At 65.2% G+C, this 25242-nt stretch carries 24 protein-coding genes; 11 read left to right on the forward strand and 13 right to left on the reverse strand.

What is annotated here, in order from left to right; genetic code table 11:
- Positions 1-58: 58 nt before the first annotated feature.
- Together CYJ22_RS04425 and CYJ22_RS04430 are read right to left on the reverse strand one after the other, a co-directional pair.
- Entirely contained in the window at positions 59-1027 is a 969-nt protein-coding gene (locus CYJ22_RS04425) for a glycerate kinase (RefSeq protein WP_101601401.1), read from the reverse strand.
- On the reverse strand, positions 1024-2397 hold the full coding sequence (locus CYJ22_RS04430) for a M20/M25/M40 family metallo-hydrolase (RefSeq protein WP_007589187.1): 1374 nt from the start codon (positions 2395-2397) through the stop codon (positions 1024-1026). Before CYJ22_RS04430 ends, CYJ22_RS04425 begins: the two co-directional genes overlap by 4 nt.
- A gap of 97 nt (positions 2398-2494) precedes the next feature.
- Between CYJ22_RS04430 and CYJ22_RS04435 the strand changes: the two genes are divergently transcribed.
- The 4 genes from CYJ22_RS04435 (at position 2495) to CYJ22_RS04450 (ending at position 5782) form a co-directional block, all read left to right on the forward strand.
- Complete coding sequence (locus tag CYJ22_RS04435; RefSeq protein ID WP_101601557.1) at positions 2495-3076, forward strand: DUF3043 domain-containing protein; 582 nt, start codon at positions 2495-2497, stop codon at positions 3074-3076.
- A 186-nt stretch (positions 3077-3262) separates the two neighbouring features.
- Positions 3263-3817 (forward strand): hypothetical protein, encoded by a 555-nt coding sequence (locus CYJ22_RS04440; RefSeq protein WP_101601403.1) that lies wholly within the window; start codon positions 3263-3265, stop codon positions 3815-3817.
- An 18-nt stretch (positions 3818-3835) separates the two neighbouring features.
- Positions 3836-4900 carry a quinone-dependent dihydroorotate dehydrogenase gene (locus CYJ22_RS04445; RefSeq protein ID WP_101601406.1) on the forward strand — a complete coding sequence of 355 codons (1065 nt, stop codon included), beginning with the start codon at positions 3836-3838 and terminating at the stop codon, positions 4898-4900.
- Between the two features lie 9 nt (positions 4901-4909).
- On the forward strand, positions 4910-5782 hold the full coding sequence (locus CYJ22_RS04450; protein WP_101601408.1) for a TrmH family RNA methyltransferase: 873 nt from the start codon (positions 4910-4912) through the stop codon (positions 5780-5782).
- A gap of 113 nt (positions 5783-5895) precedes the next feature.
- Here the strand turns inward: CYJ22_RS04450 and CYJ22_RS04455 are convergent, their stop codons facing one another.
- The 5 genes from CYJ22_RS04455 to glf form a co-directional block, all read right to left on the reverse strand.
- Entirely contained in the window at positions 5896-6642 is a 747-nt protein-coding gene (locus CYJ22_RS04455; RefSeq protein WP_101601410.1) for an HAD-IIB family hydrolase, read from the reverse strand.
- Positions 6643-6651: 9 nt separating this feature from the next.
- Positions 6652-6813: a methionine/alanine import family NSS transporter small subunit gene (locus CYJ22_RS04460; RefSeq protein ID WP_007589176.1), complete on the reverse strand. Its 162-nt coding sequence runs from the start codon at positions 6811-6813 to the stop codon at positions 6652-6654.
- Positions 6810-8396, reverse strand: coding sequence for a sodium-dependent transporter (locus CYJ22_RS04465; RefSeq protein WP_101601413.1), 1587 nt, complete (start codon positions 8394-8396; stop codon positions 6810-6812). The genes CYJ22_RS04460 and CYJ22_RS04465 overlap by 4 nt, the downstream gene beginning before the upstream one ends.
- A 184-nt stretch (positions 8397-8580) precedes the next feature.
- Positions 8581-9519, reverse strand: coding sequence for an AEC family transporter (locus tag CYJ22_RS04470; RefSeq protein ID WP_101601415.1), 939 nt, complete (start codon positions 9517-9519; stop codon positions 8581-8583).
- Positions 9520-9535: 16 nt separating this feature from the next.
- Positions 9536-10678, reverse strand: coding sequence for a UDP-galactopyranose mutase (gene glf / locus CYJ22_RS04475; protein ID WP_101601418.1), 1143 nt, complete (start codon positions 10676-10678; stop codon positions 9536-9538).
- 161 nt (positions 10679-10839) lie between these two features.
- On the opposite strand from glf, the gene CYJ22_RS04480 reads away from it, so the two are divergent.
- From CYJ22_RS04480 to CYJ22_RS04490, 3 genes are read left to right on the forward strand one after another with little or no spacing between them, the layout of a single operon-like run.
- The gene (locus CYJ22_RS04480; protein ID WP_101601421.1) at positions 10840-11550 is read left to right on the forward strand and encodes a LytR/AlgR family response regulator transcription factor; all 711 of its coding nucleotides are present in this window, start codon (positions 10840-10842) and stop codon (positions 11548-11550) included.
- Position 11551: 1 nt separating this feature from the next.
- Positions 11552-12910, forward strand: a complete 1359-nt coding sequence (locus CYJ22_RS04485; RefSeq protein WP_101601423.1) for a sensor histidine kinase — start codon at positions 11552-11554, stop codon at positions 12908-12910.
- Entirely contained in the window at positions 12907-13428 is a 522-nt protein-coding gene (locus CYJ22_RS04490; RefSeq protein ID WP_101601426.1) for a GNAT family N-acetyltransferase, read from the forward strand. Before CYJ22_RS04485 ends, CYJ22_RS04490 begins: the two co-directional genes overlap by 4 nt.
- A 9-nt stretch (positions 13429-13437) precedes the next feature.
- Here the strand turns inward: CYJ22_RS04490 and CYJ22_RS04495 are convergent, their stop codons facing one another.
- The 3 genes from CYJ22_RS04495 to CYJ22_RS04505 are packed head-to-tail and all read right to left on the reverse strand — an operon-like array spanning position 13438 to position 17595.
- Positions 13438-14448 carry a glycosyltransferase family 2 protein gene (locus CYJ22_RS04495; RefSeq protein WP_101601428.1) on the reverse strand — a complete coding sequence of 337 codons (1011 nt, stop codon included), beginning with the start codon at positions 14446-14448 and terminating at the stop codon, positions 13438-13440.
- 31 nt (positions 14449-14479) lie between these two features.
- Positions 14480-15091, reverse strand: coding sequence for a hypothetical protein (locus CYJ22_RS04500; RefSeq protein WP_101601431.1), 612 nt, complete (start codon positions 15089-15091; stop codon positions 14480-14482).
- Between the two features lie 44 nt (positions 15092-15135).
- Positions 15136-17595 carry a glycoside hydrolase family 3 protein gene (locus tag CYJ22_RS04505; RefSeq protein ID WP_101601434.1) on the reverse strand — a complete coding sequence of 820 codons (2460 nt, stop codon included), beginning with the start codon at positions 17593-17595 and terminating at the stop codon, positions 15136-15138.
- Positions 17596-17726: 131 nt separating this feature from the next.
- Here CYJ22_RS04505 and CYJ22_RS04510 point away from each other — a divergent pair, with 131 nt between their 5' ends.
- The 4 genes from CYJ22_RS04510 (at position 17727) to CYJ22_RS04525 (ending at position 20695) form a co-directional block, all read left to right on the forward strand.
- Positions 17727-18626, forward strand: coding sequence for an HAD hydrolase family protein (locus CYJ22_RS04510; RefSeq protein WP_101601437.1), 900 nt, complete (start codon positions 17727-17729; stop codon positions 18624-18626).
- Positions 18623-19888 carry an MFS transporter gene (locus tag CYJ22_RS04515; protein WP_243390453.1) on the forward strand — a complete coding sequence of 422 codons (1266 nt, stop codon included), beginning with the start codon at positions 18623-18625 and terminating at the stop codon, positions 19886-19888. The genes CYJ22_RS04510 and CYJ22_RS04515 overlap by 4 nt, the downstream gene beginning before the upstream one ends.
- A gap of 106 nt (positions 19889-19994) precedes the next feature.
- Positions 19995-20225 carry a PTS transporter subunit EIIB gene (locus CYJ22_RS04520; RefSeq protein WP_070834388.1) on the forward strand — a complete coding sequence of 77 codons (231 nt, stop codon included), beginning with the start codon at positions 19995-19997 and terminating at the stop codon, positions 20223-20225.
- Entirely contained in the window at positions 20222-20695 is a 474-nt protein-coding gene (locus tag CYJ22_RS04525; protein ID WP_070834387.1) for a PTS sugar transporter subunit IIA, read from the forward strand. Before CYJ22_RS04520 ends, CYJ22_RS04525 begins: the two co-directional genes overlap by 4 nt.
- A gap of 73 nt (positions 20696-20768) precedes the next feature.
- On the opposite strand, the gene malQ is transcribed toward CYJ22_RS04525, so the two are convergent.
- The 3 genes from malQ to ettA form a co-directional block, all read right to left on the reverse strand.
- Positions 20769-22919 carry a 4-alpha-glucanotransferase gene (gene malQ / locus CYJ22_RS04530; protein WP_101601439.1) on the reverse strand — a complete coding sequence of 717 codons (2151 nt, stop codon included), beginning with the start codon at positions 22917-22919 and terminating at the stop codon, positions 20769-20771.
- A 41-nt stretch (positions 22920-22960) separates the two neighbouring features.
- The gene (locus CYJ22_RS04535; protein WP_070834385.1) at positions 22961-23245 is read right to left on the reverse strand and encodes a PTS transporter subunit EIIB; all 285 of its coding nucleotides are present in this window, start codon (positions 23243-23245) and stop codon (positions 22961-22963) included.
- Between the two features lie 271 nt (positions 23246-23516).
- Complete coding sequence (gene ettA, locus CYJ22_RS04540; RefSeq protein ID WP_070834384.1) at positions 23517-25199, reverse strand: energy-dependent translational throttle protein EttA; 1683 nt, start codon at positions 25197-25199, stop codon at positions 23517-23519.
- Positions 25200-25242: the final 43 nt, after the last annotated feature.

Consider the following 25242-nt stretch of genomic DNA (forward strand, 5'->3'; position numbering starts at 1 on the left):
TATTCGCTTGACACACTACTCCCCCGAAGGCGCCCTGCGCCACGGGTGGAGTGCGCGCTTAGCGTAACCAGGTACGGGCGACGCGGCGTCCAGCGTCTTCGAGCGTGACGGCTCCCTCCGTCTCAAAGACACCGTGCAGCCCCCATTCGGCCTTCTCAAAGTGCGACAGGCTGGACCTGTGGGTGATGGCGACAACCGGCAGCGCGTGCGTCGCAGCCGCCCGGGTGATGCAGTCGAGGGTCGACTCGGCGAGCACCGGCGAGGCCAGTTCAGGCTCGGCGACGATCACGAGGTCGACGCCGTCAAGAGCTGTTTCCAGGCCCAGTAGCTGCGACAGTAGATCACCCGTGGTGACGATGCGTCCACCGATGGCCGCGATGACGGCTCCGACACCGCCTCCGGCGCCGGAACCACGCTGGCGCGCCGCGTGTACGTCCACTCCGTCCAGGAGCTGGTGACGACCAAGCGGGCGATGGGCAAACGCCTGCGTGAGAGCGGCGGTGAGAGCGGTATCCTGAGCCTCGATTGGCTCCAGATCCGGCGCGACGGCGAGGACCGAGTCAAGCCCCAGGAGTGGGCGTGCGGTCGACGCCGCGCACACGAGATCCACTTCGGCATCGCTCACGAGAGCCTGCGCACGCGTCAGGGCATCGGCGAGCGCCTCCGGTTGCCGTGGGTCGATGCCAGGGGCACCCAGGAGGCCTTCAAGGAAGCCCACACCGCAATCGGGAGAGGAATTATGCCCGCCCTCGACAATCACGGCGGAACCGTTGCGAAGTGAATCGGCCACGCGCTCACCCGCCTCGCACGACGACGAGGCGTCGGTGGGCACGCGCACGAACGAGGCCTGGGAGTCCAACGCGGCCACGGCCTCGTCGAAGGTCGAACCGGTTCCGAACGGAACCGTCACCACCGCCGTGTCCGATGCGCCAGCGAGGACGCCCCGGCGGATGGCGTCGAGTGCCTCATCGGTCGACAGGGCGGGAACTCCCCCGTCCCACCGACCGGCGATAACGACACGACTCACAGGGACGCCACGCGCGTCAGCAGCAGAGCCTCAGCGAGAATCGCGGCCTTGAGATCCGAAATCGACTGCGACTCGTCCTCGGAGTGGGCGTTCGTCATCGGGTCTTCAACACCGGTGACAACGACCTGAGCGTTCGGGAAGATGCGCTGGAAGTCCGAGATGAACGGGATCGAGCCGCCCACACCGATGTTGACCGAGGGAACACCCCAGGCCTCGGTAAGAGACTCGTGCAGAGCCTTCGTCACGGGGGAATCCATGTCGGCCTGGTAGCCGGCACCAGCGTCCTCGGCCGTAACCTCGACGCGCGCACCGAAGGGGGCATGGGAGAGCAGGTAGTCCACGAGCTTGGCCTGGGCCTCGGCGGGATCCACGCCCGGCACCGTACGCATCGACAGGCGGAAGCGCGTGTGCGGGGCAATCGTGTTCGAGGCGTTGGAGACCGGACGAGCGTCGAAACCGATGACCGAGATCGAAGGCTTGGTCCACATGCGGGCGGCGATGTCGCCCGAGCCCGCCAGCTGAAGGCCCTCGACCATACCGGCCGCGGCACGCAGCTCCTCTTCCGGCCAATCAACGTCCGCGTGATCCGAGCCGCCCAGGCCAGGAACCGCGACGTCACCCTTTTCATCGAAGAGCGAGGCGATGAGCATCGAGGAAATCGCGACGGAGTCGAGCAGCGGGCCGCCGAACGCGCCCGAGTGCACCGCGTGGTCGGCGACGGTCACGTCGACGGTCACAATCGCATTGCCGCGCAGCGTCGAGGTGACGGCGGGCTCACCCACCTTCCAGTTCGACGAGTCCGTCACGACGATAACGTCGGCGGCAAGCTCATCCTTGTGGGCGTCGAGGAACGCCGTGAACGACGGGGAACCAATCTCTTCCTCGCCCTCAATGAACACGACGACGTTGACGGGCAGGTCCTGGCCCAGGATCGACAGCGAACCCAGGTGCACCGTGATGCCCGCGCCGTCGTCGGACGAGCCACGGCCGTAGATGCGGTCGCCGCGGACCTCGGCCTTGTAGGGATCCATGCTCCAGCGGTCGAGCTCGCCCACAGGCTGCACGTCGTGGTGTGCGTACAGCAGAACCGTCGGCGCGCCCTCAATATGAGGCGTGTGAGCGACGAGGGCGGGCTTGCCCTCGGTGCCATCTTCCGCAGTCTCACGCAGCACCTTGGCCTCCAAGCCGAGGGCGGCGAAACGCTCACGGATGTGCTCAGCGCTGCGCTCCACGTCGGCCGCATGCGCGGGATCCGACGACACCGACGGGATCGCGACGAGCTGCGTGAGCTCCTCCAGCAGGGACGGGAAGGCAGCCTCCAGGCGCTCCTTCAAAACGGACGTGGACAGTGCATGTGAAGTATCAGCCATACGACCAGGGTAGACCATGGGAGTGCGAGGCGGGCGGGCTATCCGCTAGCCTTGAAGCGTGTTTGGACGAAGCAAGAACAACAACGACGAGACCTCGATGAATGTCGAGCCCGTCTCCACGACGCCCGACGGCAAGAAAGGCCGCCCCACGCCGAAGCGTAAGGCAGCCGAGGCCGCCCGCATCCGCCCCCTGGTCCCCAAGGACCGCAAGGAGGCCAAGCGCGCCGCCCGCGCCGCCCGCAACGCGCGTTTCGACGCCGAACAGCGCGCGATGATCACCGGTGAGGAAAAGTACCTGCCTGCCCGCGACAAGGGCGCTGCGCGGCGTTTCGTGCGCGACTATGTGGATGCGCGCCACTCCTTCTCCGAGTGGATCCTCGCCTGCATGATGGTCTCGTTGGTGCTTCTCATGGTGACCCAGATGTTCACGAGCTCGATTCCGCTGCACCTTCAGGTGTACGCCCTGTACGGGTCGACCGCCCTCATGTACGGCTCTTTCATTATCACTGCCGTTGAGGTCATCCTCGTGTGGCGAAAGGTCAAGCGTCTCTTCACCGAGGCGCACCCCCGCGAAGATATTCCCTCGGGCACCGGTTACTACACCTTCTCCCGCATGATCATGCCGCGCCGCTGGCGTTCGCCGCGCCCGCAGGTCGACCGCGGTCAGTTCCCGAAGTAGTCCTTATTGTCGTCGGCCCCGCCCCATCCACATGGACGCGGGGCCGACGTGTTGTATCCACAGGGATTGCGGCGACCGTACCTGTATCCACAGGGGTTGCAGTGGCACTGGCCATCACGTCCTCGCGTGCATGATCCTGTCCGTGTCGGAGCATCGGCGCTCCGTCGCAAACGACAAGGAAGCATCATGCACACAACGACCACACTGCCCGCCGGCTGCGACATTTTGCTCGACGAGGAGGAGCCCTGCCCCGAAGGCATGTACGGCCCACCTCGATGGCTCGACGATCGAGGTATCTCCGCTCTGATAGCTCCCTACCTGTGCGATGGGTGGGACCTGGGCGACTACGCACGCTTCGCTGACCTGTCGGGGGCGGATGCCCGTCAGCTCGCATCCTTGCTGCCGAAGGACGCGCGCAACGATCGGCAGAACAACGCCCCACGGATCGTAGACCTCCTACGGGCCGCCTCCCGCGTGGACGGACTCACCCTCGAGGGATACGTCATCCGCGCACCGCGGCGCGACGAACGCGTCAGCATCGACACGGTTCTTGTCCCCGAGTCCGCGATCATTGCTCACACCGGATCCCCCATCGACGAGGAGCGCTATCCGAGCTACCAGCACTGGCTCACCCTCGCCTCGGTCCTTGGCCTCGGCGAGGACGCGATCCCTCCCGATGAGATGCGCGTGCTTATTCGAGACGGATCATCCATGCGGTGGTGGTGGGCATGGTGGGACTGATCAACTATTCTAGGAAGCATGATCCGACGCGCGTACAACTGGGCTTTCACACACTTCATTTCGCGTTCCAACCCGGAGGATGCTCACCACTGGGGTCTGGGAGCGATTTCCTTGGCCGGACGATTCGCCCCGACGCGCGGGCTCATGCGCGCCACGCTGGGCCATCTGGATCCGGCCCACTCCCCCACGCGCGTCGTCGGAGGCGTCGAGGTCCCCCTGACCCTGGGTGAGCGTCGCCTCCCGTCCCGCCTCGGTCTGGCAGCCGGCATGGACAAGGATGCCGAGGCCGTGCTCGGCATGTGCGCCCTCGGCTACGCCTTCGTCGAGATTGGCACCGTGACTCCCCGTCCCCAGCCCGGCAACGACGCACCGCGCCTGTGGCGCCTCATGGAGGAGCGCGGCCTGCGCAACCGCATGGGCTTCAACAATGCCGGAGCAGATGCCGCCGCCGAGAAGCTGCGCGAGCTGCGCTCGACTCCTGCGGGCCGCGCCGCGATCGTCGGCGCCAACATCGGCAAGAACAAGGTGACGTCTGAGGCGGACGCCCCCGCGGACTACGAGTACTGCGCGAAGACGCTCGCCCACTGGGTGGACTTTGTCGTCGTCAACGTCTCCTCCCCCAACACGCCCGGCCTGCGCGACCTGCAGTCCGTCGATCACCTGCGCCCGATCCTGCAGGCCGCTCGCCGCGGCTGCGAGGCAGGTGCTCCCGATCGCACCATGCCGCTCTTCGTCAAGATCGCTCCCGATTTGGCCGACGAGGACATCGTGGCCGTCGTCGAGCTGACGAAGGAGCTCGGCCTGGCGGGTGTCGTCGCCACGAACACGACGATCAACCACGATCTGGGCGAGGGCGGCGTCTCCGGCGCTCCGCTTCTGCCTCGCGCGCTCGAGGTCGTCTCTCTGGCGGCCCGTCACCTCGACGACGAGCAGATCCTCATCGGTACCGGCGGCATCTCCTCTCCCGAAGATGCGCTGCGCATGATCAGCGCGGGTGCGGACCTGGTCGAAGCGTTCTCCGCGTTCATCTTCGAGGGCCCGTCTTGGCCGGGCGAGGTCTCGCGCGCCCTCCAGCGGGCGTGAGGGACCGCCGTGATCATCGAACTCACCAGCGCGGATCTGAGCGCAGATTCGCGCCTGGACGACTACACGCGCCTGAAAGACGTCAAGCTTCGTTCCAAGATCGAACCGGAACGCGGCCTGTACATGGCCGAATCCGCGAACGTCATCGAGCGTGCGATCCGCGCGGGGCATCACCCGCGTTCCTTCCTCATGTCGAGGCGTTGGCTGCCCACCCTGACAGAGCTGATCGAGGCCGCCACCGGCGCTCCCGACGGCGCGGACGTCCCGGTCTTCGTGGCCGACGAGGACATCCTGGAACAGATGACGGGCTTCCACCTGCATCGCGGCGCCCTGGCCGCCATGCAGCGCCCCATCCTTCCCAGCCTTGACGAGCTGCTCGCAACCGCTCACGGCGGCACCCCGGCGCGCCGCGTCGTCGTCTTAGAAAACCTCGTCGACCATACGAACGTCGGCGCCGCTTTCCGCAGCGCGGCGGCGCTCGGAGTGGACGCCGTCCTGGTGACTCCCCAGTGCGCAGATCCCCTCTACCGACGATCCGTACGCGTCTCCATGGGAACCGTCTTCCAGGTGCCGTGGACCCGCCTCGACTCCTGGCCGGGCGACATTGCTGCCCTCCAGAAGGCGGGCTTCACCGTCGCTTCACTGGCCCTGTCGGATGACTCGGTCTCCCTCGACGACTTCGCATCGCTTCCCGCCCTCCAGGGGCCGGACGCACGCCTCGCAATGGTGATGGGTACCGAAGGCGACGGCCTGGGGCGGCGCACCATCGCGGCCTCCGACTACACCGTCAAGATCCCCATGGACCACGGGGTCGACTCGCTCAACGTTGCAGCCGCATCCGCCGTCGTCTTCTGGGCGACCAGGCGCATTGGCGCACAGTAACGCACCCGCGCAAGACACAGCGGCCGCGCGATGGCCGCAAGCACCGCAGCCGCACACAACGAGGCCGGAGCTGGTTCCCCAGCCCCGGCCTCGTCATCGTTTACTGCGACGGGTCAGCTCATGGATGCCACGATCTCGTCGATGACATCCACGCATTCTTCCCATCCGGACACGGCGCGCGTCGCGTAGCCGGCGGCCTTGACGGGGTAGTCATTGCCTTCCGGATCCAGGCGGTCGCCAATGAAGAGCATCTCGGAAGCAGGGATGCCCGTCTCTTCGACGAGCTTGCCCATGCCGAACGCCTTGTCGATGCCACGGGTGGTGATGTCGACCGAGGTCGAGCCCCCGCCGCGAACATCGAGCTCGGGCACGTCGGGCTGCACGGCGTCACGCAGAGCGGCCTTCTTGGTGCCGTCCGGATCCCAGGCGCGCTTCGCGTCGAGCGGAGCCTCCTGCCCCAGGGCGGAGAAGGTGATCTGCGAGCCGCGGTCCTCGATGATGTTGCCCCACGGGTTGGACTCCCACAGGCCGAGCTCACGCGCGTGACGCTCGAGCGAGTCGATCGCGCGGGCGGCCACCTCGGGGTCCAGGTCGTGCGCGTAACGCTCGACCCACGCGCCATCTTCATAGCGGTAGTAGCGCGTGCCGCAGGTGGGCATCAGGTGCAGCCGAGAGAGTTCCTCATCCGTGGCGTGCAGGTTGTCCAGCACCTGGGTGCGGAACTGGCCCATCTGACCGCCGGAGATGATGCACACCTCCACGTGGTCCAGCAGGGAACGCAGCGCGACGTCCATGCGGGCCGGCAGCGGCGACTTCGAGGGCGCCAGGGTGTCATCGAGATCAAAGGCCACGAGCTTCACGATGCCACCCTACTGCTTCGCAGCTTCCGCGGCTTCGATAGCGCGCTGCGCGGCCTCAGTCTCTTCATCGGTGGGCACCGACAGAACCTGAAGCAGCACGACGGACGCGACGAGGCCACCCCACACGAGCAGGATCGTCAGGATCATCAGAGCGATAGCGGGAGCGGTCACTTGGCGCCTCCTTCAATCGAAGCGGTGTCATCGGCGTCGTCTGCGAGGATCTGGGCGACCGTCGCGTGGGTGTCCACCGGGCGGTGCTTCCACGGGATGAGAGTGAAAATCAGAGACGCGATGACCGCGACCGCCACGGAACCCCAGCCGAAGATCAGCACGTAGCTGCTGGGGTAGCCCCCGTAGCCATCCTTCAGGATCTGCACGATCGACATCGCCATCATGACGAAGAGGACGACCGGAATGACGATGCCGACGAGGGGCTCCCAGAGCTTGGGGACCTTCACGCTGGACACCGAGTTGATGTGTGCACGGAGCACCCCAAGGCGGGGGCCGGCAACCGCGCACAGGACGGCGAACATGATCGCCGAGGACACGACGCCAACCGAGTTGATGAAGTTGTCGACGATGTCGAGGTTGTTCAGGCCCGATCGGGTGCCGAAGAGCACCAGCGAAATAGCGGTCGCGGGAACACCAAGAACGAGAGCCGAGCGAGCGGGCGACCAGCCGAACTTGTCCTGCAGGCCACCGGAGACGACCTGAAGCAAGGAGAGCAGAGAGGTGACACCGGCCAGAACGAGGGACGAGAAGAAGAGCACGCCGAAGAGGGGCCCACCGGGCATCATCGAGATGATCTTCGGGAAGGTCACGAAGGAGAGGATCGGGCCGGTCAGGCCCTCGACCTCGGAGACGCTCACGCCGCCCTGGTGTGCCATGAAGCCGATGGCGCTGAAGACGCCGATACCCGCGAGGATCTCGAAAGAGGAGTTCGCAAAGCCGGCAACCAGAGCGGTGCCCGTCAGGTTCGACTTGGGCTTGAGGTACGAGGCGTAGGTCAGCATGATGCCGAAGCCCACGGACAGCGAGTAGAAGATCTGCGCGAAGGCGGCCAGCCACACGTTGGGGTCGGCCAGCGCGCTCCAGTTCGGTGTGAAGAAGGCGTTGAGGCCTTCGACGGCGCCCGGCAGGAAGAGGGCTCGGACGACGAGGGCGAGGAAGAGGATGACGAGGAGCGGAAGGAAGATCTTGTTCGCAGCCTCGACACCCTTGGACAGGCCGCGACCGATGACGAAGAGCACGAGCACCCACACGAGAGCGAGGGGAATCATCACAGACCATGCCGGCGCCCAGGAGAAGGTGTCGCCGGGAACAACCTGCAAGAAGGAGTCAGTGAAGAAGGTCGTCGGGTCGGCGCCCCAGGCCTCGTTCACGGAGTAGATCGTGTACTGCACGCCCCACGCGAGGACCGCACCGTAGTAGACCATGATGACGAAGCAGACGAAGGTCTGGAACCAGCCGACGAACTCGCCGCCTCCGAGGATCTTGCGCAGCGCCCACGGCGGTGAACCGCGGAACTTGTGGCCGACCGCGTAGTCGAGCCACAGCATGGGGATGCCAACGAAGATCAGGGCAACCAGGTACGGGACCAGGAAGGCGCCGCCGCCGTTGGAGTAGGAGACGCCGGGGAAACGCCAGATGTTGCCCAGGCCGATGGCCGAGCCGATGGCTGCCAGGAGGAAGCCTGTCTGGCCGCTCCACGAGTCACGCGCGCGAGGCGCGGATTTGGATGCGGAGGATGACATGAAGTGAGTTCCTTGCAATCGTGTCTATACGGGATAATTCCCAGCCAGACTAGGGCCGATACACCGGGAAGTCTCCCAGAGTCCACGATACAGAACGTGTTTTTGGCCTCTTTTTGACGGGTTCTTTGCTGACCGGGGCCCGATCCGACACCCCGAGAGCAGAGCTGATGCCGACAAACCCGAGTTAGGAAACAACCCCACACGCATGGAAAATCGCCGCAATTCCAACGACGACAGGCAGCGATGCAAAGGTCGTCAGGAGGACCGTTCCCTGCGCGATGCGCTCCCCCGCCCCTGCACGCGTCGCCGCGATGTAGGCGTTCTGTGCCGAGGGCAGCGCCGCCATGATCGTCACCGACATGAGAGCCGGACCGGTTAACCCAAGGAGCACCCCAACGCCGCACGCGATCGCGGGCTGCACGGCGAGCTTAGCAACAACGGCGCACGCGATGGCAGGAACTCCAGCGTCGCCGGAGGCCGCGCGCCGGTCCACGAGGGCGGCGCCGAAGGACAGCAGGATCATCGGGGGCGCGGCCGCCCCCAGCATGGACGTGGACACGTCGAGGAGCGTCGGCATCGACCACCCGGCCGCGGAAAAGAGGAAACCGAACGCCGCCGCAATGACCATGGGGTTGCGCGCGATAACCGTCACGATGCCGCGCGCAGACGGGCGCTGGCCAGATCCGGCCAGATCCGCCAACACGAAGAACATCGGCGTGAAAAAACCGAGCTGAAACACCAGGATGGGCACGACCGCAGAAGCGTCCCCCAGCACGTAGACCGCGATCGGGATGCCGATATACGCACCGTTATTGAGGGACGAGGCCATGGCCCCCAAGGTGGTCTCGCCCCGCGTCAGGCGCAGGAACAGGCGGGCAACGGCCACGAAGAGGAGTGCTGTGCCTACACCCGAGGCGGCTGCCACGGCGAGCGGGGCCCCGAATACGCCAGACGTCCCCGTTGAGACGATCGCGTGGAAGAGCATGGCCGGGGACGCCACCCAGTACGTCACCGACGCGAGAGAGCCCGCCGCCTCGGGACCGAGCGCACCCGCGCGGCGAGCGATCCAACCGATGCCGATGATGAGGGCGATCGAGAGGACCGACCAAACAATCGACGCCATGCGAAGAGGAGACCCGTCAGCGCCAGGAGGCCACGGCCTCATCGACCTTGGTGAGGGCCGATGCGATTGCCATGTGCATATCCAGGTACTGGTAGGAGCCCAGTCGACCGCCGAATAACACGTTCTTCTCCCCCGCCACCATGTCACGGTAGGCGGCGAGCGTCGAGCGGTCCGACGGTGAGGCGATCGGATAGTAGGGCTCGTCCCCGGGGCGGGCGAAGCGCGAGTATTCGCGCTGGATGATCGTGTTGGTCGCACCGCTTCGATCCCGCTCGGGGTGCAGGTGCGCGAACTCGTGGATACGCGTGAAGGGCACGTCGCGATCCGAGTAGTTCATGACGGAGCAGCCCTGGTAGTCGGGCACGTCCACGACCTCGGTCTCGAAGTCGAGGGTACGCCAGCCGAGCTCGCCGGCCTCGTAGTCGAAGTAGCGGTCGATCGCGCCCGTGTAGACAACCGGGACCTGGCCGACGGACGCGGCCTTCGAGAACGGCGAGGAAGCATCGAAGAAGTCCATGCCCGTGTGCACGGTGATACGCGGGTGATCGACCATGTTCGCGATCCACGCGCCGTAGCCGTTGAGAGGCAGGCCCTCGTAGCGGTCCTGGAAGTAGCGGTTCTCGTAGGTGAAGCGCACGGGCAGGCGCGTGATGATGGAGGCTGCGAGCTCGCGCGGATCCGTCTGCCACTGCTTGGCCGTGTATCCCGCGATGAATGCGTCGTAGAGGGGGCGGCCGATCAGGCTAATCGCCTTCTCCTCGAGGTTGCCGGGTTCGCCCGTGATCTCGGCGGCCTGCTGCTCAATGAGCGCGCGCGCCTCCGCCGGCGAGTAGGCAGCTCCGAAGAACTGGTTGATCGTGCCCAGGTTGATGGGCAGCGGGTAGACGACGCCCTGGTAGTTGGCGTAGACGCGATGGCGGTAGTCGTTGAATGCCGTGAATCGGTTAACGTAGGACCACACGCGCTCGTTCGACGTGTGGAAGAGATGGGTGCCGTAGCGGTGCACCTCGACGCCGGTGGCCTCGTCAATCGAAGAGTAGGCGTTGCCTCCAATGTGGTCACGACGCTCGATGACCGTCACGTTCATACCGAATCGCTCCGCAGCCTCGCGGGCAAACGTCAGGCCAAAAAAGCCCGATCCAACAACGAGCAGATCCACGCTACTCCCCTTTCACGGTAGTCAGGACAATCGTAGCGGCCCCCACCTGCGGGTGCGTCTGCATGTGATCGACGAGGCCGGGGTGTGGACTCGCTCGAAGGGCGGGGCTGCGCTCACATATCCTTGTTCGCATCTGTCAGTACGTCAGGGAGGGCCGGATCATGGTGCGCATCGCCGTCGTCGAGGACGAGGCCGTCTCACGCCAGCTCCTCGCCGACTACCTCGCGCGCTACAGCGAGGAAAACGATGTCTCCTTCGACGTCACCTACTTCGAGGACGGCGGAGCCATCATCGGTGACTACAAGCCGGTGTACGACATCATCCTCATGGACATCCAGATGACCCACGTGGACGGCATGACCGCGGCGCGCGCAATCCGCGAGGTCGATCAGGAGGTCGTCCTCGTGTTCATCACGTCAGCCGCGCAGTTCGCGATCCACGGCTACCAGGTGGGGGCTCTCTCCTACCTCATGAAGCCTCTGCCCTGGTTCGCATTCTCGCAGGAACTCTCACGCTGCCTTGAGGCCGTGTCCAAACGGCGCGGCGCCTCGGTCCTCCTGCAGTCGGGCACATCGACCCACCGCATCGACGTCGCGGACATCGTCTACGTCGAGTCGATCAAGCACCGCCTCGACGTGCACACGGTTTCCGGCACCTACTCCATTACCTCCTCGCTAAAGGCCATGGAGGAACAGCTCACCGGGCACGACTTTTTCCGGTCGAACTCCTGCTACCTCGTCAATCTCGCCCACGTGCGCGGCGTCGCCGACCAGGAGTGCCTGATGACGGGCGGAGACAACCTGCGCATTTCCCGGCCTCGTAAAAAGGCGTTCATGACGGCTCTGGCGAGCTTCGCGGGCGGGATCCACTGACGTGTTCGAGTCCCTGCCTGACATCCCGCGCCTGTTCACCGCCCTGGCCGAATGGGGCGCCGCTCTTGTGTATGTCTTCGTCGTCGCGCGCTCGGCGTCGTCCAATGCCCTGAACCCGAACTCTGCTGTCCCCCGCTGGCGGCTCGCCGCTGCGGCGGTCGGTGGCCTCGTGGTGCTCGCCGGCGCCCAGGAACTGCTCGGCCGCGCTCCCCTGTCCCTGTGGGTGCCCGGCATGATGACGGCGTACGCGCTCGTGTGGTGTGTCATCCGCGTGGGAACCGCGCTGGACTGGCGATGGGTGACGCATATGAGCGCGCGCGCCTTCATCGTGGCAGAGCTCGCAGCATCCCTCGCCTGGCAGGTCGTGGTCTACTCCCACGCCGACAAGCCCTACTGGCATCCCGTATCGTTCGGCGGTTTTGCCGCGATTGCGGCGACGTGCTTGGCCGTCGTCTACTTCTTCGAACGACGCGTCTACCGCCAGGGGGCGCTGCCCGTTCTCCGTTTCGCGGACCTCGCCTCTGGCGTTTTTATCGGCATTTCAATCTTTGCCCTGTCCAACCTGAGTTTCATCTCAACGGCCACCCCGTTCTCCGGACGGTCCGGCTGGGAGGTCTTCTATATCCGCACCCTCGTGGACCTCGCCGGCTACGCGATCCTGTTCGCGCAGTTCGAGCGCATCCAGCAGAGTGCAACCGAGCGCGAACTCGCTTCCATCCAGGCCTCCCTGGATGCCCAGCACCACCAGTACTTGGCTGCCAAGCAGGACATGGAGCAGGTGGCGCGTGCCCATCACGACCTCAAGCATCAGGTGGAGGCGATTCGTGCGGAGCTAGACCCGGGACGCGTTGCCGAGTCCTTCGCCGAACTCGAGTCCTCGATTGAGCAGATCGGACAGCAGTACCACAGCGGCAATCCGGTCCTCGACGTCATCCTCACGACGAAGGGCCGTGCGTGCGCTGCAGCCGGCATCAACTTCACGGCGGTCGCCGACGGCGCCCTGCTGGGCTCCATGTCGTCAATGGACATCGCTACCCTCTTCGGTAACGCGCTCGATAACGCGATCGAGGCCTCGCGGCGCGTCGACGACCCCGCCAAGCGCCTCATCAAACTGGCACTGTTCCGCCAGGGGCAGATGGTGGTCATCCGAGTCGACAACTGGTTCGACGGCCGCCTCAACACGGACGCCGGTGGGCGCCTCACGACGATCAAGCCCGACACCGTCCGACACGGTTGGGGGGTTAAATCCATCCAGTGGACGGCCCGCAAGTACGGCGGCCAGGCGGTCACGGACGTGGCAGACCACTGGTTTACACTGACGGTACTTCTCCCGTCCACGAATGCCCAGGAGGACGAATGACGATCATTGACACCCCGCGCCTGCGCTTACGGCCCTGGAACGATATGGACGCACCGGAGCTCTACGAGCTGGCCCGCGATCCCCGTATCGGGATGCTGTGCGGATGGAAGCCCTTCGAGTGCATCGATGATGCCCACTCGGCACTGTCCACCGTCCTGGCTGCACCCGACAGCTACGCGGTGACGTTCGCATCGACCGGCGAGATCGTGGGGTCGATTGCGCTGCGCATTGACACAGGCTCTGCCGAGGGAACCGTCGCTGACATCGGATACTGGATCGGCGCGCCCTACTGGGGCAACGGATACGCGACAGAGGCGGGGCACGCCATCATCGAGCGCGCGCGTGACCTGGGCGTCGAGACGATCATCTTGAAATACTTCGACGGAAACGACGCCTCACGCCGGGTCTCAGAAAAGCTCGGCTTTGCATGGCAGAGCCGCGAGGAGGACGTGGAATACCCGCTCATCGGCAAGCGCCTCACCGTCCACCGGACGGAGCTCGTGCTCACCGGACGCTGACGGCGTCTCTTAGTTGAAGCCGAGGATCGCCGCCGCGACCTTGTAGCCGCCGCGAACGACCTTGGGCGACGCGTGGCGCACGAGGCCGGCGAGCAGATCCTGGCGCAGTCGATCCGTGGCCTCGGGATTGATCTGGTCCATGTTCTCCCAGATCTGCTCCTTGAGCGCCAGGTGCTCGGGCGTGCCCGAGAGCTGAGCCATGACGGAGCAAACGACGGCGTTGATGCGCAGGTAGTGGACCATGTAGCGCCACAGCTTGTCCTCGACCTCGGCGCGCGGGGGCAGCGCGCGAGCCATTGCCTCGTTGACCCGGGCCAGCTGATCGAGGCGCGTGATCATGACCTTCTCGTTGACGGACTGATCGTCACGACCGATGAAGTAGTGGTACAGGTCTACGTCTAGGTAGCGGATCGTGGACACGTAGGGAAGCGGCACGAACGAGTACAGGTAGTCCACGTAGAACGTGTGCTCGGGCATGACCAGGCCGGAGGCGCGCACGACCTCGGTGCGCATCGTCAGGGCGTGCATCATGAGGTATTGGTCGTAGCGGCAGCGGCGCAGGTCCGCCCAGCCGAAGGTACGGCCGCGCGGCAGGACGTTGCGGTAGCGGATGACGGCCTTGACCGACTTTCCCTGCTTGTCGTAGACGTAGTTGGTGACGAGCATGTCCAGGTCGCGGCCGGCCTCGCGCTCCTCGCGCAGGACGTCGAGGACGGCGTTCGTGGCGCGCCGGTCCAGCCAGTCGTCGGAATCGACGACGCGCACGTGCGTGCCAGTGGCGGCGGCGAGGCCGGCATTGACGGCTCCGCCGTGTCCCTTGTTCTCCTGGTGGATGACTCTCACGGACGGGTAGCGGGCAGCCCATTCGTCGGCGATCTGGGCGGTGCGGTCCTTTGAACCATCGTTGACGATGATCGCCTCGAGTTCGTCGCCGTACCCGACGAGCGTGGTCAGCGCCCGATCGAGGTAATCCTCGGAGTTGTAGGCGGGCACGATCACCGTCAGCAGCGGCGCTCTCATGGAGTCTCCTCTCGTGAAGTCTGCCAGTAGTCTACTGTGCTGCGCTGACCTGCGCGTCCTCCTGCGTGGGTTCCTGCTTGAAGATCACTTTAAAGATGGGGAAGAACACCCAGAAGGAGACCGCGGCGTTGATGATCATCGTGATGACGTCCGCGAAGGTCTCGCCGCCCGCTCCCATCGCACCGATCGCCCACGCGTAAATCGGGTCCTTGTAGAGGACCTGGAGGGCGGCCGCAGCGATCGTGATGACGACGTAGGCGACCGCGTACCAGAAGGCAGCCTTCCCCACCGACGAGTTGGACTTGAAGGTGACGTTGCGCTGTGCAAAGAAGTTGATGACCTGAGCGATCAGCAGCGTGATCTCGACGGCGAGGAAGTATGCGAGGCCACCGCCCCCTCCCACCGACATCGAACCAGCCGGGTAATCGAAGAGAAACACCGTGTGTCCGTGGGAGACGCCGACGGGCAGGAACTGAAAGCCCGTGTCAACGAGGCTCGTGTGCGCGAATGCCGCCTTAAATGCCGGCATGAGGACCAGCTGCAGCACCGTGATGCCGTTGGAGAGGATGAAGAAGACGATGAACTGGGCGGCCGTGGTGTGCTTGTCTTCGAAGGCGTTCCACCAGCGCTTGAATGCCTGCATGAGTTGTCCTTTACGTCAGTGTGTTGAACGAGGCCGGGGCCGCGTCATCGGGTCTGGTCGAGTTCGCGCTGGGTGGCCTTGTTGGCGCGGGCGTTGGAGATATAGCCGAGGGCGGCGCGGGTGAGTCCTCGCAGGGGGTGCCCGTTGACGGCATCGAGGATCGCGTCCACCATGTCGGGGCTTGCCGCGCCGTTGCTCATCTTCGCGATGGCTCGGAAAGGCATGTTGAGGACGAAGAGGATGTTGAGATCCGGGGTTCCCTTCGCGTCCGCCTTCGCTTTGAGGGCGTGGAGCCCCCGTCCGGCGACGCGGGCGAGCCAGGTCTTGGCGCGCGTCATCTCAGACAGCGGGTCGGAGGCGACGAGGTCGTCCGCGGGGTGAGCGGTCGGGATTGTCCGTCCCAGCAGGACGGCGAACTCACCGTTGGTGACGTGCGCAACGTCTGCACTCAGGTAGTGACCGAGGGCAGGGTCGATCGGCGAGGGCGTGGTTCCGTCAACCTCGAGGGTGGCGCTCAGCAGCGTGTCGGAGACGTTACGTCCCACGTGGATCGTCCAGGTTCCCTCCTCGGTCTCCCACGCACCGCGCGAGGTCTCCCAGTGACGGAATGTGTAGCGGTCGAAGGGAATCCTCACGCTCACCGATGCTCCGGCAGCCACCTCGACCTTGGCGAAGCCCTTGAGCTCGCGGGCGGGACCGAACACGCCGCCGGGGGCGCTCACGTAGAGCTGGACGACCTCGGCACCGTCGCGCGCAGAGGTGTTGGTGACCGTGAGGGTAGCCCCCTCCTCGTTCACGGCGAGGTCGGAGTATTCGAAGCTCGAGTACGACAGGCCGTAGCCGAAGGGGAAGGCAACGTCGATGCCCGCGGTCGTGAAGTAGCGGTAGCCGACGAACGGGCCTTCGCGGTAGTACGCGAGCGGTCCGGTCGCCGGGTACCATGCGGCGGTCGGGTGGTCCTCGTCGGAGAGCGCGTAGGTTTCGGCCAGGCGTCCCGACGGATTGACGGCGCCGGTGAGGACGTCGAGCATCGCGGCGGCGCCTCCCTGGCCGGTGAGGTAGCCATTGATGAGCGCGGGCACGGACGAGGCCCACGGCATCTCGACGCTGGCACCACCGGTCAGGACGACGACGGTGCGCGGATTCGCTGCGGCGACGGCCTCGATGAGGCGATCCTGGCCCTCGGGCAGGCGCATGTGGGGGCGGTCCAGGCCTTCGGATTCGGCCAGCTCGTCGAGACCGACGTAAACAAGCGCTACGTCGGCGCGCTCGGCGATGGCCACGGCCTCGGCGATGAGAGCATCGCTCGTGCCGCCGTGGCGCTGGTACCCGCTCGCATATCCCTCGAGAACGAGGCCTCGAGCTGCCTCTCCCCCGGCTTCAAGCAGTTCGCGCGGAGCCTCCACACGAGTGGGGTTGACCTGGGAGGAACCCGATCCCTGGAAGCGCGGCATGTCGGCGAGATCGCCGATAAGGGCGACGCTCGTGCCGGCGCTCAGGGGCAGGAGCTCCTCCTCGTTACGCAGGAGGGTTATCGCTTCTGATGCGATGCGCATGGCGAGAGCATGGTGCTCGTCGAGATCGTAGGGCGTGGGTGCGGGCAGCCCGGCACTGGCCGCCGCGACGGTGAGAACTTCCTGGGCGCGCGCGTAGACGTCGGCCGCGTCCAATTCCCCGACCTCGACGGCCGCGACAATCTGGCGGGCACCCGCCAGACCGGGGGCGGGCATCTCAAGGCTGCCGCCGGCGCGCGCGGCCTCGACGGCACTGTTCGAACCGCCCCAGTCCGAGATGACCATGCCGTCGAAACCCCACTCGGTGCGCAGGATGTCGGTCAGCAGATGCTTGTTCTCGTGCGCGTAGGTGCCGTTGACGAGGTTGTAGGAGCTCATGATCGCCCGCGGCTTGGCCTCTCGACAGACGATCTCGAAGCCGGTCAGGTAGATCTCACGCATCGTGCGCTCGTCCACGATGGAATCCGAGGCCATGCGGCGCAGCTCCTGTGAGTTGACAGCGAAGTGCTTGGGGCAGGCTGCTGTACCCGTGGATTGGATTCCGTCGACGAGGCCAGCGGCCATGCGTCCGGCGAGGATCGGGTCCTCGGAAAAGTACTCGAAGTTACGCCCACACAGGGGCGAACGCTTGATGTTGAGGCCGGGACCGAGCAGGACGTTGACACCGAGGCCTCGCGCTTCCAGCCCCAGCGCCTCACCCATCTCATGCGCCAGCTCCGGGTTCCACGTGGCCGCGACGGCTGAGGCCGTCGGGAAGCAGGTTGCCTTCTCCGACTCCGCGATACCCAGGTGGTCGGCGTCCCCGAGCTGGCGGCGAACGCCGTGGGGACCGTCGCTCATCACGAAGGAGGGAACGCCCGCCGCGGGGATCGGGCGGGAGTCCCAGGCGCTCGAACCCGAGAGAAGCGCCGCGGCCTGCAGGAGGGTGAGGTCGTTGGCGTCCGTCAGTACTGCGTGCTCCATCGTCGTGAACTGCCTTTCGTGCTCCATCGCGGGTATCGTCGATGGTTCCAGTGTGGACCACGGGGTACCCTTCCAATCGACCGTGCGCATGATTTGTCGTTTGCGGGGCGTATTCTGCACGTGCAAGGCCGGTTTCGCCCTGGGATAAGATGGATCCTATGACTGACACCGAGGTCCCCGCGCGCGTCGAGAACGAGTCCCCATCTCCCCGTGCAGTCTTTGTCGACATCGACGGGACGCTGTGCGATTCTCGCCAGCGAATCCCAGAATCCGCGCTTGAGGCCCTGGCGCAGGTCAGGGAGGGCGGACACCGGCTCTTCGCGTGCACGGGCCGCTCCGCGCCCGAGGTCTACCCCCGCTTTTGGGATGTCGGCTTCGAGGGGATCGTCGGCGGTGCCGGAGGATACGCGGCCGTCGGCAATACGATTCTCCTGGACGAGCGCATGCCCCGCGAGCACGTCGATGTCTTGACCACCCTATGGGAGGAACTCGACGCCTTCTACATCTGGCAGGGCCCCGACCAGATGGGGCCCAGCGAGGGATACCTCGACTTCTTCGTTCCCCGGGCCGGCAAACACCCTGAGGACTGGATCGAATACGCCCAGTCGATCACACCCTTTATCGTGGGCATCGACGGCGGTGCATTCACCAAGGTCACAGCATATGTCCCGCCCGAAAAAGCCTCGATGGAACGCGTGACAGCAGCGCTACCGGACGGCTATCGCGCGATCATCGGCTCCGTTGGCGCTGCAGGCTACGTTCCCTTCGAGGTCGTTCCGGCCCATCTGTCGAAAGCAGTCGGCATCCGCGCCATCTGCCAGCACGTGGGCATTCCGCTCTCTTACACCGTCGCGCTCGGCGACTCCAACAACGACGTCGAGGCCGTGGCAACGGCAGCGGTCGGCATCAGCATCGGGGACGACTGCGAGGCCCTCGTAGACGTCGCGGACATCGTCGCTCCCTCCGTTTCCGAAGACGGCCTGGCATGGGCTCTGCGCGCCGCCGGCCTGACGACACTCGAGCACACTGGGGGCCACGGCCTCGGCGATGCGCGGTGAACGGGTCCCTGCAGCGCTGGCTGCACCATCCCCTCACCCGTAATTCCGCCTTCATGCACCTGTGGGCAGGGCAAACCGCCGCAGAGATCGGCTTCCAGGTGGGAGCCCTGGCGACCTCGGCGATCGCGATCAGCCTCCTGCACGCCAGCGAAACCCAGATCGGACTGCTTTCCGCCCTGCAGACCCTCGCATTTTTGCTTGTCGGCTTGCCCGCCGGCGCCTGGGTGGACCGGTGGCGCAAGCGCCGCGTCATGATCGCCGCGAACCTCACGCGCATCACGGCCCTGACGTCTATCCCCCTGGCCTACATCCTCTCGTCACTGACCCTCGTACACCTCATGGTCGTCGCAACCATCCTCGGCCTATCCACCGTCTTCTTCGACGTGGCCTACCAGTCCTACGTTCCCATGATCGCCTCCAAGCGGTACATCGGCGCGGCCAACGGGCGCCTCGAGGCCTCGTACCAGGTCGGCCTTGCCGGGGGTCCGGGGCTGGGCGGCTGGCTCCTCGGCATCGTGGCTGCTCCCTTGGTCTACCTGCTGACCGCCGCCACCTACGTTGCGTCCACGTGGGCGATCTGGCGCATTCGCACGCCCGAGCCCACTCCTGTGCGCAGCGATGCCACCCTCGGCGCCCAGATACGCGAGGGCCTCGCCTTCGTGCGCGGCCAACGCATTCTCTACCCGCTCTTTTCCTGCATTGCCGCCGGGGCCTTTGCAAGCGCGGGCATCCGGGTGCTGCTGCCCCTCCTCGTGCTGCGCACCCTGAGCATGAGCGCCACGCAGCTCGGCTTGTTGCTCAGCGCCGGGGCGATCGGCGGATTCCTCGGGGCGCTCACCCGGCCAGTGTGGATCGCCCACCTGGGAATCGGGCGCACCCTCGTCATCACCAATATCATCGGCGTTCTCGTGATTGTCGCCCAGCCGGCCTCCATTCACGCCCCGGGCATGGCCGCGTGGATCATTGCCGTGAGCGGCGTCGCGTCCTCCTACTTCCTCACCGTCTACAACGTCACCCAGATGAGCCTGCGCCAGGAAATCTGTCCTCCCGACATGCTCGGGCGCATGAACGCGATCTTCCGCTTCGCGGTCTGGGGTGTCATGCCCCTCGGATCATTCGTTGCCGGCATCGTTGCCGCCCACACCGGGATCGAGGCTGCGATGTATCTGTTCACGGCACTCGCCGTCGCCGCCGGCGTCGCGATAGCATTCACTCCGGCTGCCCGTATCCGAGGTTCAAGTGCCTCCCCGACCATCTCATAATGTGACGCGCTCGGTCGCTGCAACTGTGCCCATTCGCGCACGGTCGCGATACCATAAGTGTGAGGCAAACCGCAACGGTTTCGGTGACTGAGCCAAGGAGGACACCATGAGCACCGCAACGACCCTCGTCGAGGCCCTGGGCGGCTGGGACAACATCTCCAACCTAGAAGCGTGCATCACGCGCATCCGCCTGGACGCAGCCAACACCGACCTCATCGACGAGGCCAAGCTGCGCGAAGCCGGAGCCTTCGACGTCGTCATCGTTGGCGACGCCGTGCAGCTCGTCATGGGCCCCGACTCCGAGGACCTTGTCGAGCAGATGAACGCGAGCCGGTGAGCTTTCTCGTCCGCGCGCCTTTCGGTGCGCACGTCCTGCCCCTGTCCGAGGTACCCGATCCCGTCTTCGCCAGTGGCGTCGTCGGGGATGGGCGCGCGCTCCTACCGGAAGCCGATGTCACGTGCGTGACCGTTCACTCCCCCATCAACGGAGTGGTCACCAAGCTCAAATCGCACGCGGCGATTATCACGTCGACGCGCGGGCCTTCGATCCTGATTCATCTGGGCATCGACACCGTCGGCCTGCGTGGCCGAGGCTTTGCTCCCCTCGTTGAGGAGGGCGACATCATCGACGCTGGCGCTCCTCTCATCCACTGGGATCTCGGCCCCGTCCGCGCGGCAGGTCTGTCCCCCTGCGTACCCGTCATTGTCGTCAGCCCACCCGGAGAGGCGGTTTCTCCCGAGTTCGATGAAGCACTGCCCACAGTGGGGATTCTCGATCCGCTGTTTTCTCTTTCCGATCACGACTGATCGACGATCCGATGAGTGAACCCCACGACCCTTTCGGGTCGCGGGGTTCACTTGTTCAGCGTATCGCAGTCCGTCAGCGGACAGCCCCTCGCAGCAGCGCGAACAGAGAGGTCAGGCGCTCGTCCGTGGGCAGGTCCTCAATCGCGACTTCTTCCCCATCGGAATCGCACAGCGGCACGCACCAGTTCGGGTACTGGTCAGCACCCGTGCCCGGCATGTTCTGCGGGCGCACATCCCCGACCGCATCCACGAGGGAGGCGACGACCAGCTTCGACGGTGTCTTCGCGACGTAACGGTACAGACCCTCGACGGTCTCACGCTCGCTGGGCTCCGCGCCGTCGATACAGCCGTACTCATGCAGTCGCGCGCCCACCTGTTCGAGTTCAAGGCGATCTCCGGCACGCACCGTCTCGATGTCGTCCGTCAGCAGGCCGAGCTCGGAACGCAGCGTCGTCTGGATGCCACGGATGTAGCCGAGCGTGGGCGGCAAGTCGTGGATGTTGACTGCGGCCAGAGCACGATCACGGTAGTGCTCGGGACGCAGCGGCCAGCCGCCACCCTCCTTTTCGAACCAGACGACGGAGGTACCGAGAACACCACGGTCGCGCAGGTAATCACGCACCCACGGCTCCACGACGCCCAGATCCTCGCCGATGACGACGGCACCCGCACGCTGGGCCTCCAGCAGGATGACGCCCATCATGGCCTCGTGATCGTAGTACACGTACGTACCTTCGGTGGCAGCGCAACCGTCCGGGATCCACCAGAGGCGGAACATACCCAGGATGTGGTCGATGCGCACCGCGCCTGCGTTCGCCAGCGCAGCGCGGACCATGTCACGCAGCGGCAGGTAGCCCGATTCAGCAAGGCTGCGCGGCGACCACGGCGGCTGCGACCAATTCTGGCCCTGCTGGGAGTAGACGTCCGGTGGGGCACCGACGCTCATGCCGCTGGCAAAGAGCTCCGGTCGACTCCACTTTTCGGAACCGTAGCCATGCACGCCGACAGCCAGGTCGGCCATGATGCCGATCTCCATGCCGACCTCGCGCGCCACGTGCTGGGCATGCTCGAGCTGTTCGGCGGCGACCCACTGGCACCACTGGTAGAAGTCAACGCGCTCGGCCAGCTCGAGGCGCTCAAGCTCGACGCGAGGCGCAGACGAACGAGCAAGGTCCTCGGGCAGCTCGATCGTACCCTCGCGCTCGACGAGGGCGCACCACAGCGCATAGTTGGACAGCTCCGAACCGCCGCGCTCGATGAAGCGATCCAGCTGGCTCTGGCGATGGTAGGAACGCGGAGCGGCGAAGATGACCTCGAGGGCCTTGCGCTTGGCCTCCCACGAGCGATCACGGTCGATCAGGTCCTCACGGATGGCGAACTGGCGAGTCTCGTCGCGAAACAGCTCGATATCCTCACGCCAACCCTCGGGCATGGAGGCGTACTCCTCGATGCTCTCGGGACGAATGTAGATCGGGTTGAGCCAACGGCGCGACACCGGCAGGTAGGGAGAGTTCTCCAGCGGGGACACCGGCTGCGATGCGTGGACGGGGTTGATGAGCAGGAAATCGGCTCCCTTGTCCGCACACACGGCAGCCAGGTCAGCCAGATCGGTGGCGTCACCAATGCCCCACGAGGAGGCCGAGCGCGTCGAGTACAACTGAGCGTTGACGCCCCACACGCGACGCGAGGACTCCAGGAGCGGCAGGGACAGCGTGTTCGGCACGATGATGAGGGTCGCGGACTCCACGTGTCCGCCCTCGACAGTCGCCACGAGACGGTGCCATCCGAGCGGCAGCCAGTGCGGCACGTCAAAGGTCGCACGTCCGACGAGCTCGCCGTCGATCATGCGCGGCGGAACGTAACGGTCCACTTGATCGCACGCGCCCTTACGACCGTCCTCCAGCACCCACTGGACGTTCACCCACGAGCCGTCCGGCACGTGCACCGGGAACATGTAGCCGCCACCCTGGCGGGCGACGATCGTCGGAGGCAGGGTACGACGCCATTCGCGCTCTTCGGTCAGGCGCAGAGCCTCGTGCACGTCCCCCACCGTGGAAGATTCGTCGAGGGGCAGTCCGAGGGCGCCCAGGACCTTCAGGAGAGTAGACGCGCTCACGCCCACCCAATTCCCGTACCAATCCCAGAATCCGGTGGCTACGCCATTAGCATCGGCGATACGGCGCAGCTCATCGATGTTGTCAGATGCGGGTGCGTGAATATCCACGAAAAAGCCTTCTACGTTGCGGGCTGATGACACTCTAAATACTAAGCGTGGACGCGCTGCGACAAAGACTCCGCAGGCGTGTCATGGGCCACGCTCTCAAGGATTGAGATCATTGCAGCAGCCACATCATCGGACTGAGCTCCGCACACGATCTGAACAACGTCGCCGGAACGCACGACGGCCAATACGCCGTCCACGCGCAGCGCGGCCTCATCGACGTCTCGCTGAGATTTCACCTGAACACGGATACGCATTGTGCAGGGTTCAACCTCGACGATATTGAGGTGTCCACCCAGCGCGTCGATGAGCGTTTGTTCAATCGCCATCGGAGCCCCTTTCGCGCCGTCGGAAGTTTGCGATTCGTATCACATACTAAATGTGACCTGCGCAAAAGGCAAGTGGGATCCACAACATGACCAATTCAGGAGCGAACGACCACTGACAGGAGCGCATCCCATAACGCAGGGCTACAATCCAACGCTCTGTCAAACTACTGGCTCACACTAGCGAGCACCCCGCCATGATCCGACATGCCGAGTCGCCGATAGACAGCGTGAGGGGGAGGACCACCAGGCCCTCCCCCTCATACGCTACGAATCAGTCGCGCGTCAGCTTGCGGTGCGTCACGCGGTGAGGATTCGCGGCAGCCTCGCCCAAGCGGGCCACCTTGTTCTTCTCGTACGCCTCGAAGTTGCCTTCGAACCAGTACCAGTTATCGGGCGCCTCTTCAGTGCCCTCCCACGCGAGAATGTGGGTGGCGACGCGGTCAAGGAACCAGCGGTCGTGGGTCACGACGACGGCGCAGCCGGGGAACGCCAGGAGGGCGTTTTCCAGCGAACCGAGCGTCTCGACGTCGAGGTCGTTGGTCGGCTCATCCAGCAGGAGGAGGTTGCCACCCTGCTTGAGGGTGAGAGCCAGGTTCAGACGGTTGCGCTCACCACCGGACAGGACACCGGCAGGCTTCTGCTGGTCCGGCCCCTTGAAACCAAAGGCGGAGACGTAGGCGCGCGAAGGCATTTCCACGTTGCCCACCTGGATGAAGTCCAGGCCGTCCGAGACAACCTCCCACAGGGTCTTGTCCGGGTCGATGCCGGCGCGCGACTGGTCGACGTAGCTGATCTTGACGGTCTCGCCGATCGTCAGCTCGCCGCCGTCGAGAGGCTCGAGACCGACGATCGTCTTGAACAGGGTGGTCTTACCGACGCCGTTCGGGCCGATGACGCCGACGATGCCGTTACGCGGCAGCGAGAAGGACAGACCATTGATGAGCGAGCGGTCGCCAAAGCCCTTTTGCAGATCCTTCGCCTCGATGACGACGCTACCCAGGCGCGGACCCGGCGGAATCTGAATTTCCTCGAAGTCGAGCTTGCGGGTGCGCTCGGCCTCGGCGGCCATCTCCTCGTAGCGGGCCAGACGGGCCTTCGACTTGGCCTGGCGGCCCTTCGCGTTAGAGCGAACCCACTCGAGTTCTTCCTTCAGACGCTTGGCCAGCTTGGCGTCCTTCTGCCCCTGGACGGACAGGCGCTTTTCCTTCGTCTCCAGGTAGGTGGAGTAGTTGCCCTCGTAGGGGTAGAGGTGACCGCGGTCAACCTCGGCGATCCAGCCGGCGACGTGATCAAGGAAGTAACGGTCGTGGGTGACAGCGATGACCGCGCCCGGGTAGGACGCAAGGTGCTTTTCGAGCCAGAGCACACTCTCGGCGTCAAGGTGGTTGGTGGGCTCATCAAGCAGGAGCAGGTCGGGCGCCTCGATCAGGAGCTTGCACAGCGCGACTCGGCGGCGTTCACCACCGGAGAGGACGGACACAGGCTGGTCCGGGGGCGGGCAACGCAGGGCATCCATGGCCTGGTCGAGCTGCGAGTCAATATCCCACGCATTGGCGGCGTCGATTTCCGTCTGCAGCTTACCCATTTCCTCCATGAGCGCGTCGAAGTCCGCATCGGGGTTCGCCATCTCCTCGGAGATCTCATTGAAGCGCGCGAGCTTAGCGAAAATATCGGCAGCGCCCATACGAACGTTCTCAATGACGGTCTTCGTGTCATCAAGGACCGGTTCCTGCATGAGGATGCCGACCGAATATCCGGGGGTCAGACGGGCCTCGCCATTGCTGGGTTCATCCAGGCCAGCCATGATCTTCAGGATCGAGGACTTACCGGCACCATTGGGGCCGACCATACCGATCTTGGCGCCCGGGAAGAAGCTCATGGTGACATCGTCGAGGATGACCTTGTCACCAATGGCCTTGCGAGCCTTGATCATCTGATAAATAAACTCCGCCACGTTACTCCGTTCGGGTGGTTTGGGGCGCGCCCTCGCGCGCGTG

Origin of the sequence: Schaalia odontolytica (assembly GCF_002847525.1) — a bacterium.
GTDB classification, from domain to species: domain Bacteria; phylum Actinomycetota; class Actinomycetes; order Actinomycetales; family Actinomycetaceae; genus Pauljensenia; species Pauljensenia odontolytica_B.

Bases quoted from the DNA above. Each gene is read 5' to 3' on its own strand.
- CYJ22_RS04430 (WP_007589187.1), bottom strand. From the start codon at position 2,397: ATGGCTGATACTTCACATGCACTGTCCACGTCCGTTTTGAAGGAGCGC.
- CYJ22_RS04480 (WP_101601421.1), top strand. From the start codon at position 10,840: ATGGTGCGCATCGCCGTCGTCGAGGACGAGGCCGTCTCACGCCAGCTC.
- CYJ22_RS04465 (WP_101601413.1), bottom strand. From the start codon at position 8,396: ATGTCATCCTCCGCATCCAAATCCGCGCCTCGCGCGCGTGACTCGTGG.
- CYJ22_RS04510 (WP_101601437.1), top strand. From the start codon at position 17,727: ATGACTGACACCGAGGTCCCCGCGCGCGTCGAGAACGAGTCCCCATCT.
- CYJ22_RS04505 (WP_101601434.1), bottom strand. From the start codon at position 17,595: ATGGAGCACGAAAGGCAGTTCACGACGATGGAGCACGCAGTACTGACG.
- CYJ22_RS04445 (WP_101601406.1), top strand. From the start codon at position 3,836: ATGATCCGACGCGCGTACAACTGGGCTTTCACACACTTCATTTCGCGT.
- CYJ22_RS04500 (WP_101601431.1), bottom strand. From the start codon at position 15,091: ATGCAGGCATTCAAGCGCTGGTGGAACGCCTTCGAAGACAAGCACACC.
- CYJ22_RS04535 (WP_070834385.1), bottom strand. From the start codon at position 23,245: ATGGCGATTGAACAAACGCTCATCGACGCGCTGGGTGGACACCTCAAT.
- CYJ22_RS04490 (WP_101601426.1), top strand. From the start codon at position 12,907: ATGACGATCATTGACACCCCGCGCCTGCGCTTACGGCCCTGGAACGAT.
- CYJ22_RS04440 (WP_101601403.1), top strand. From the start codon at position 3,263: ATGCACACAACGACCACACTGCCCGCCGGCTGCGACATTTTGCTCGAC.
- CYJ22_RS04470 (WP_101601415.1), bottom strand. From the start codon at position 9,519: ATGGCGTCGATTGTTTGGTCGGTCCTCTCGATCGCCCTCATCATCGGC.
- CYJ22_RS04520 (WP_070834388.1), top strand. From the start codon at position 19,995: ATGAGCACCGCAACGACCCTCGTCGAGGCCCTGGGCGGCTGGGACAAC.
- CYJ22_RS04435 (WP_101601557.1), top strand. From the start codon at position 2,495: ATGAATGTCGAGCCCGTCTCCACGACGCCCGACGGCAAGAAAGGCCGC.
- CYJ22_RS04495 (WP_101601428.1), bottom strand. From the start codon at position 14,448: ATGAGAGCGCCGCTGCTGACGGTGATCGTGCCCGCCTACAACTCCGAG.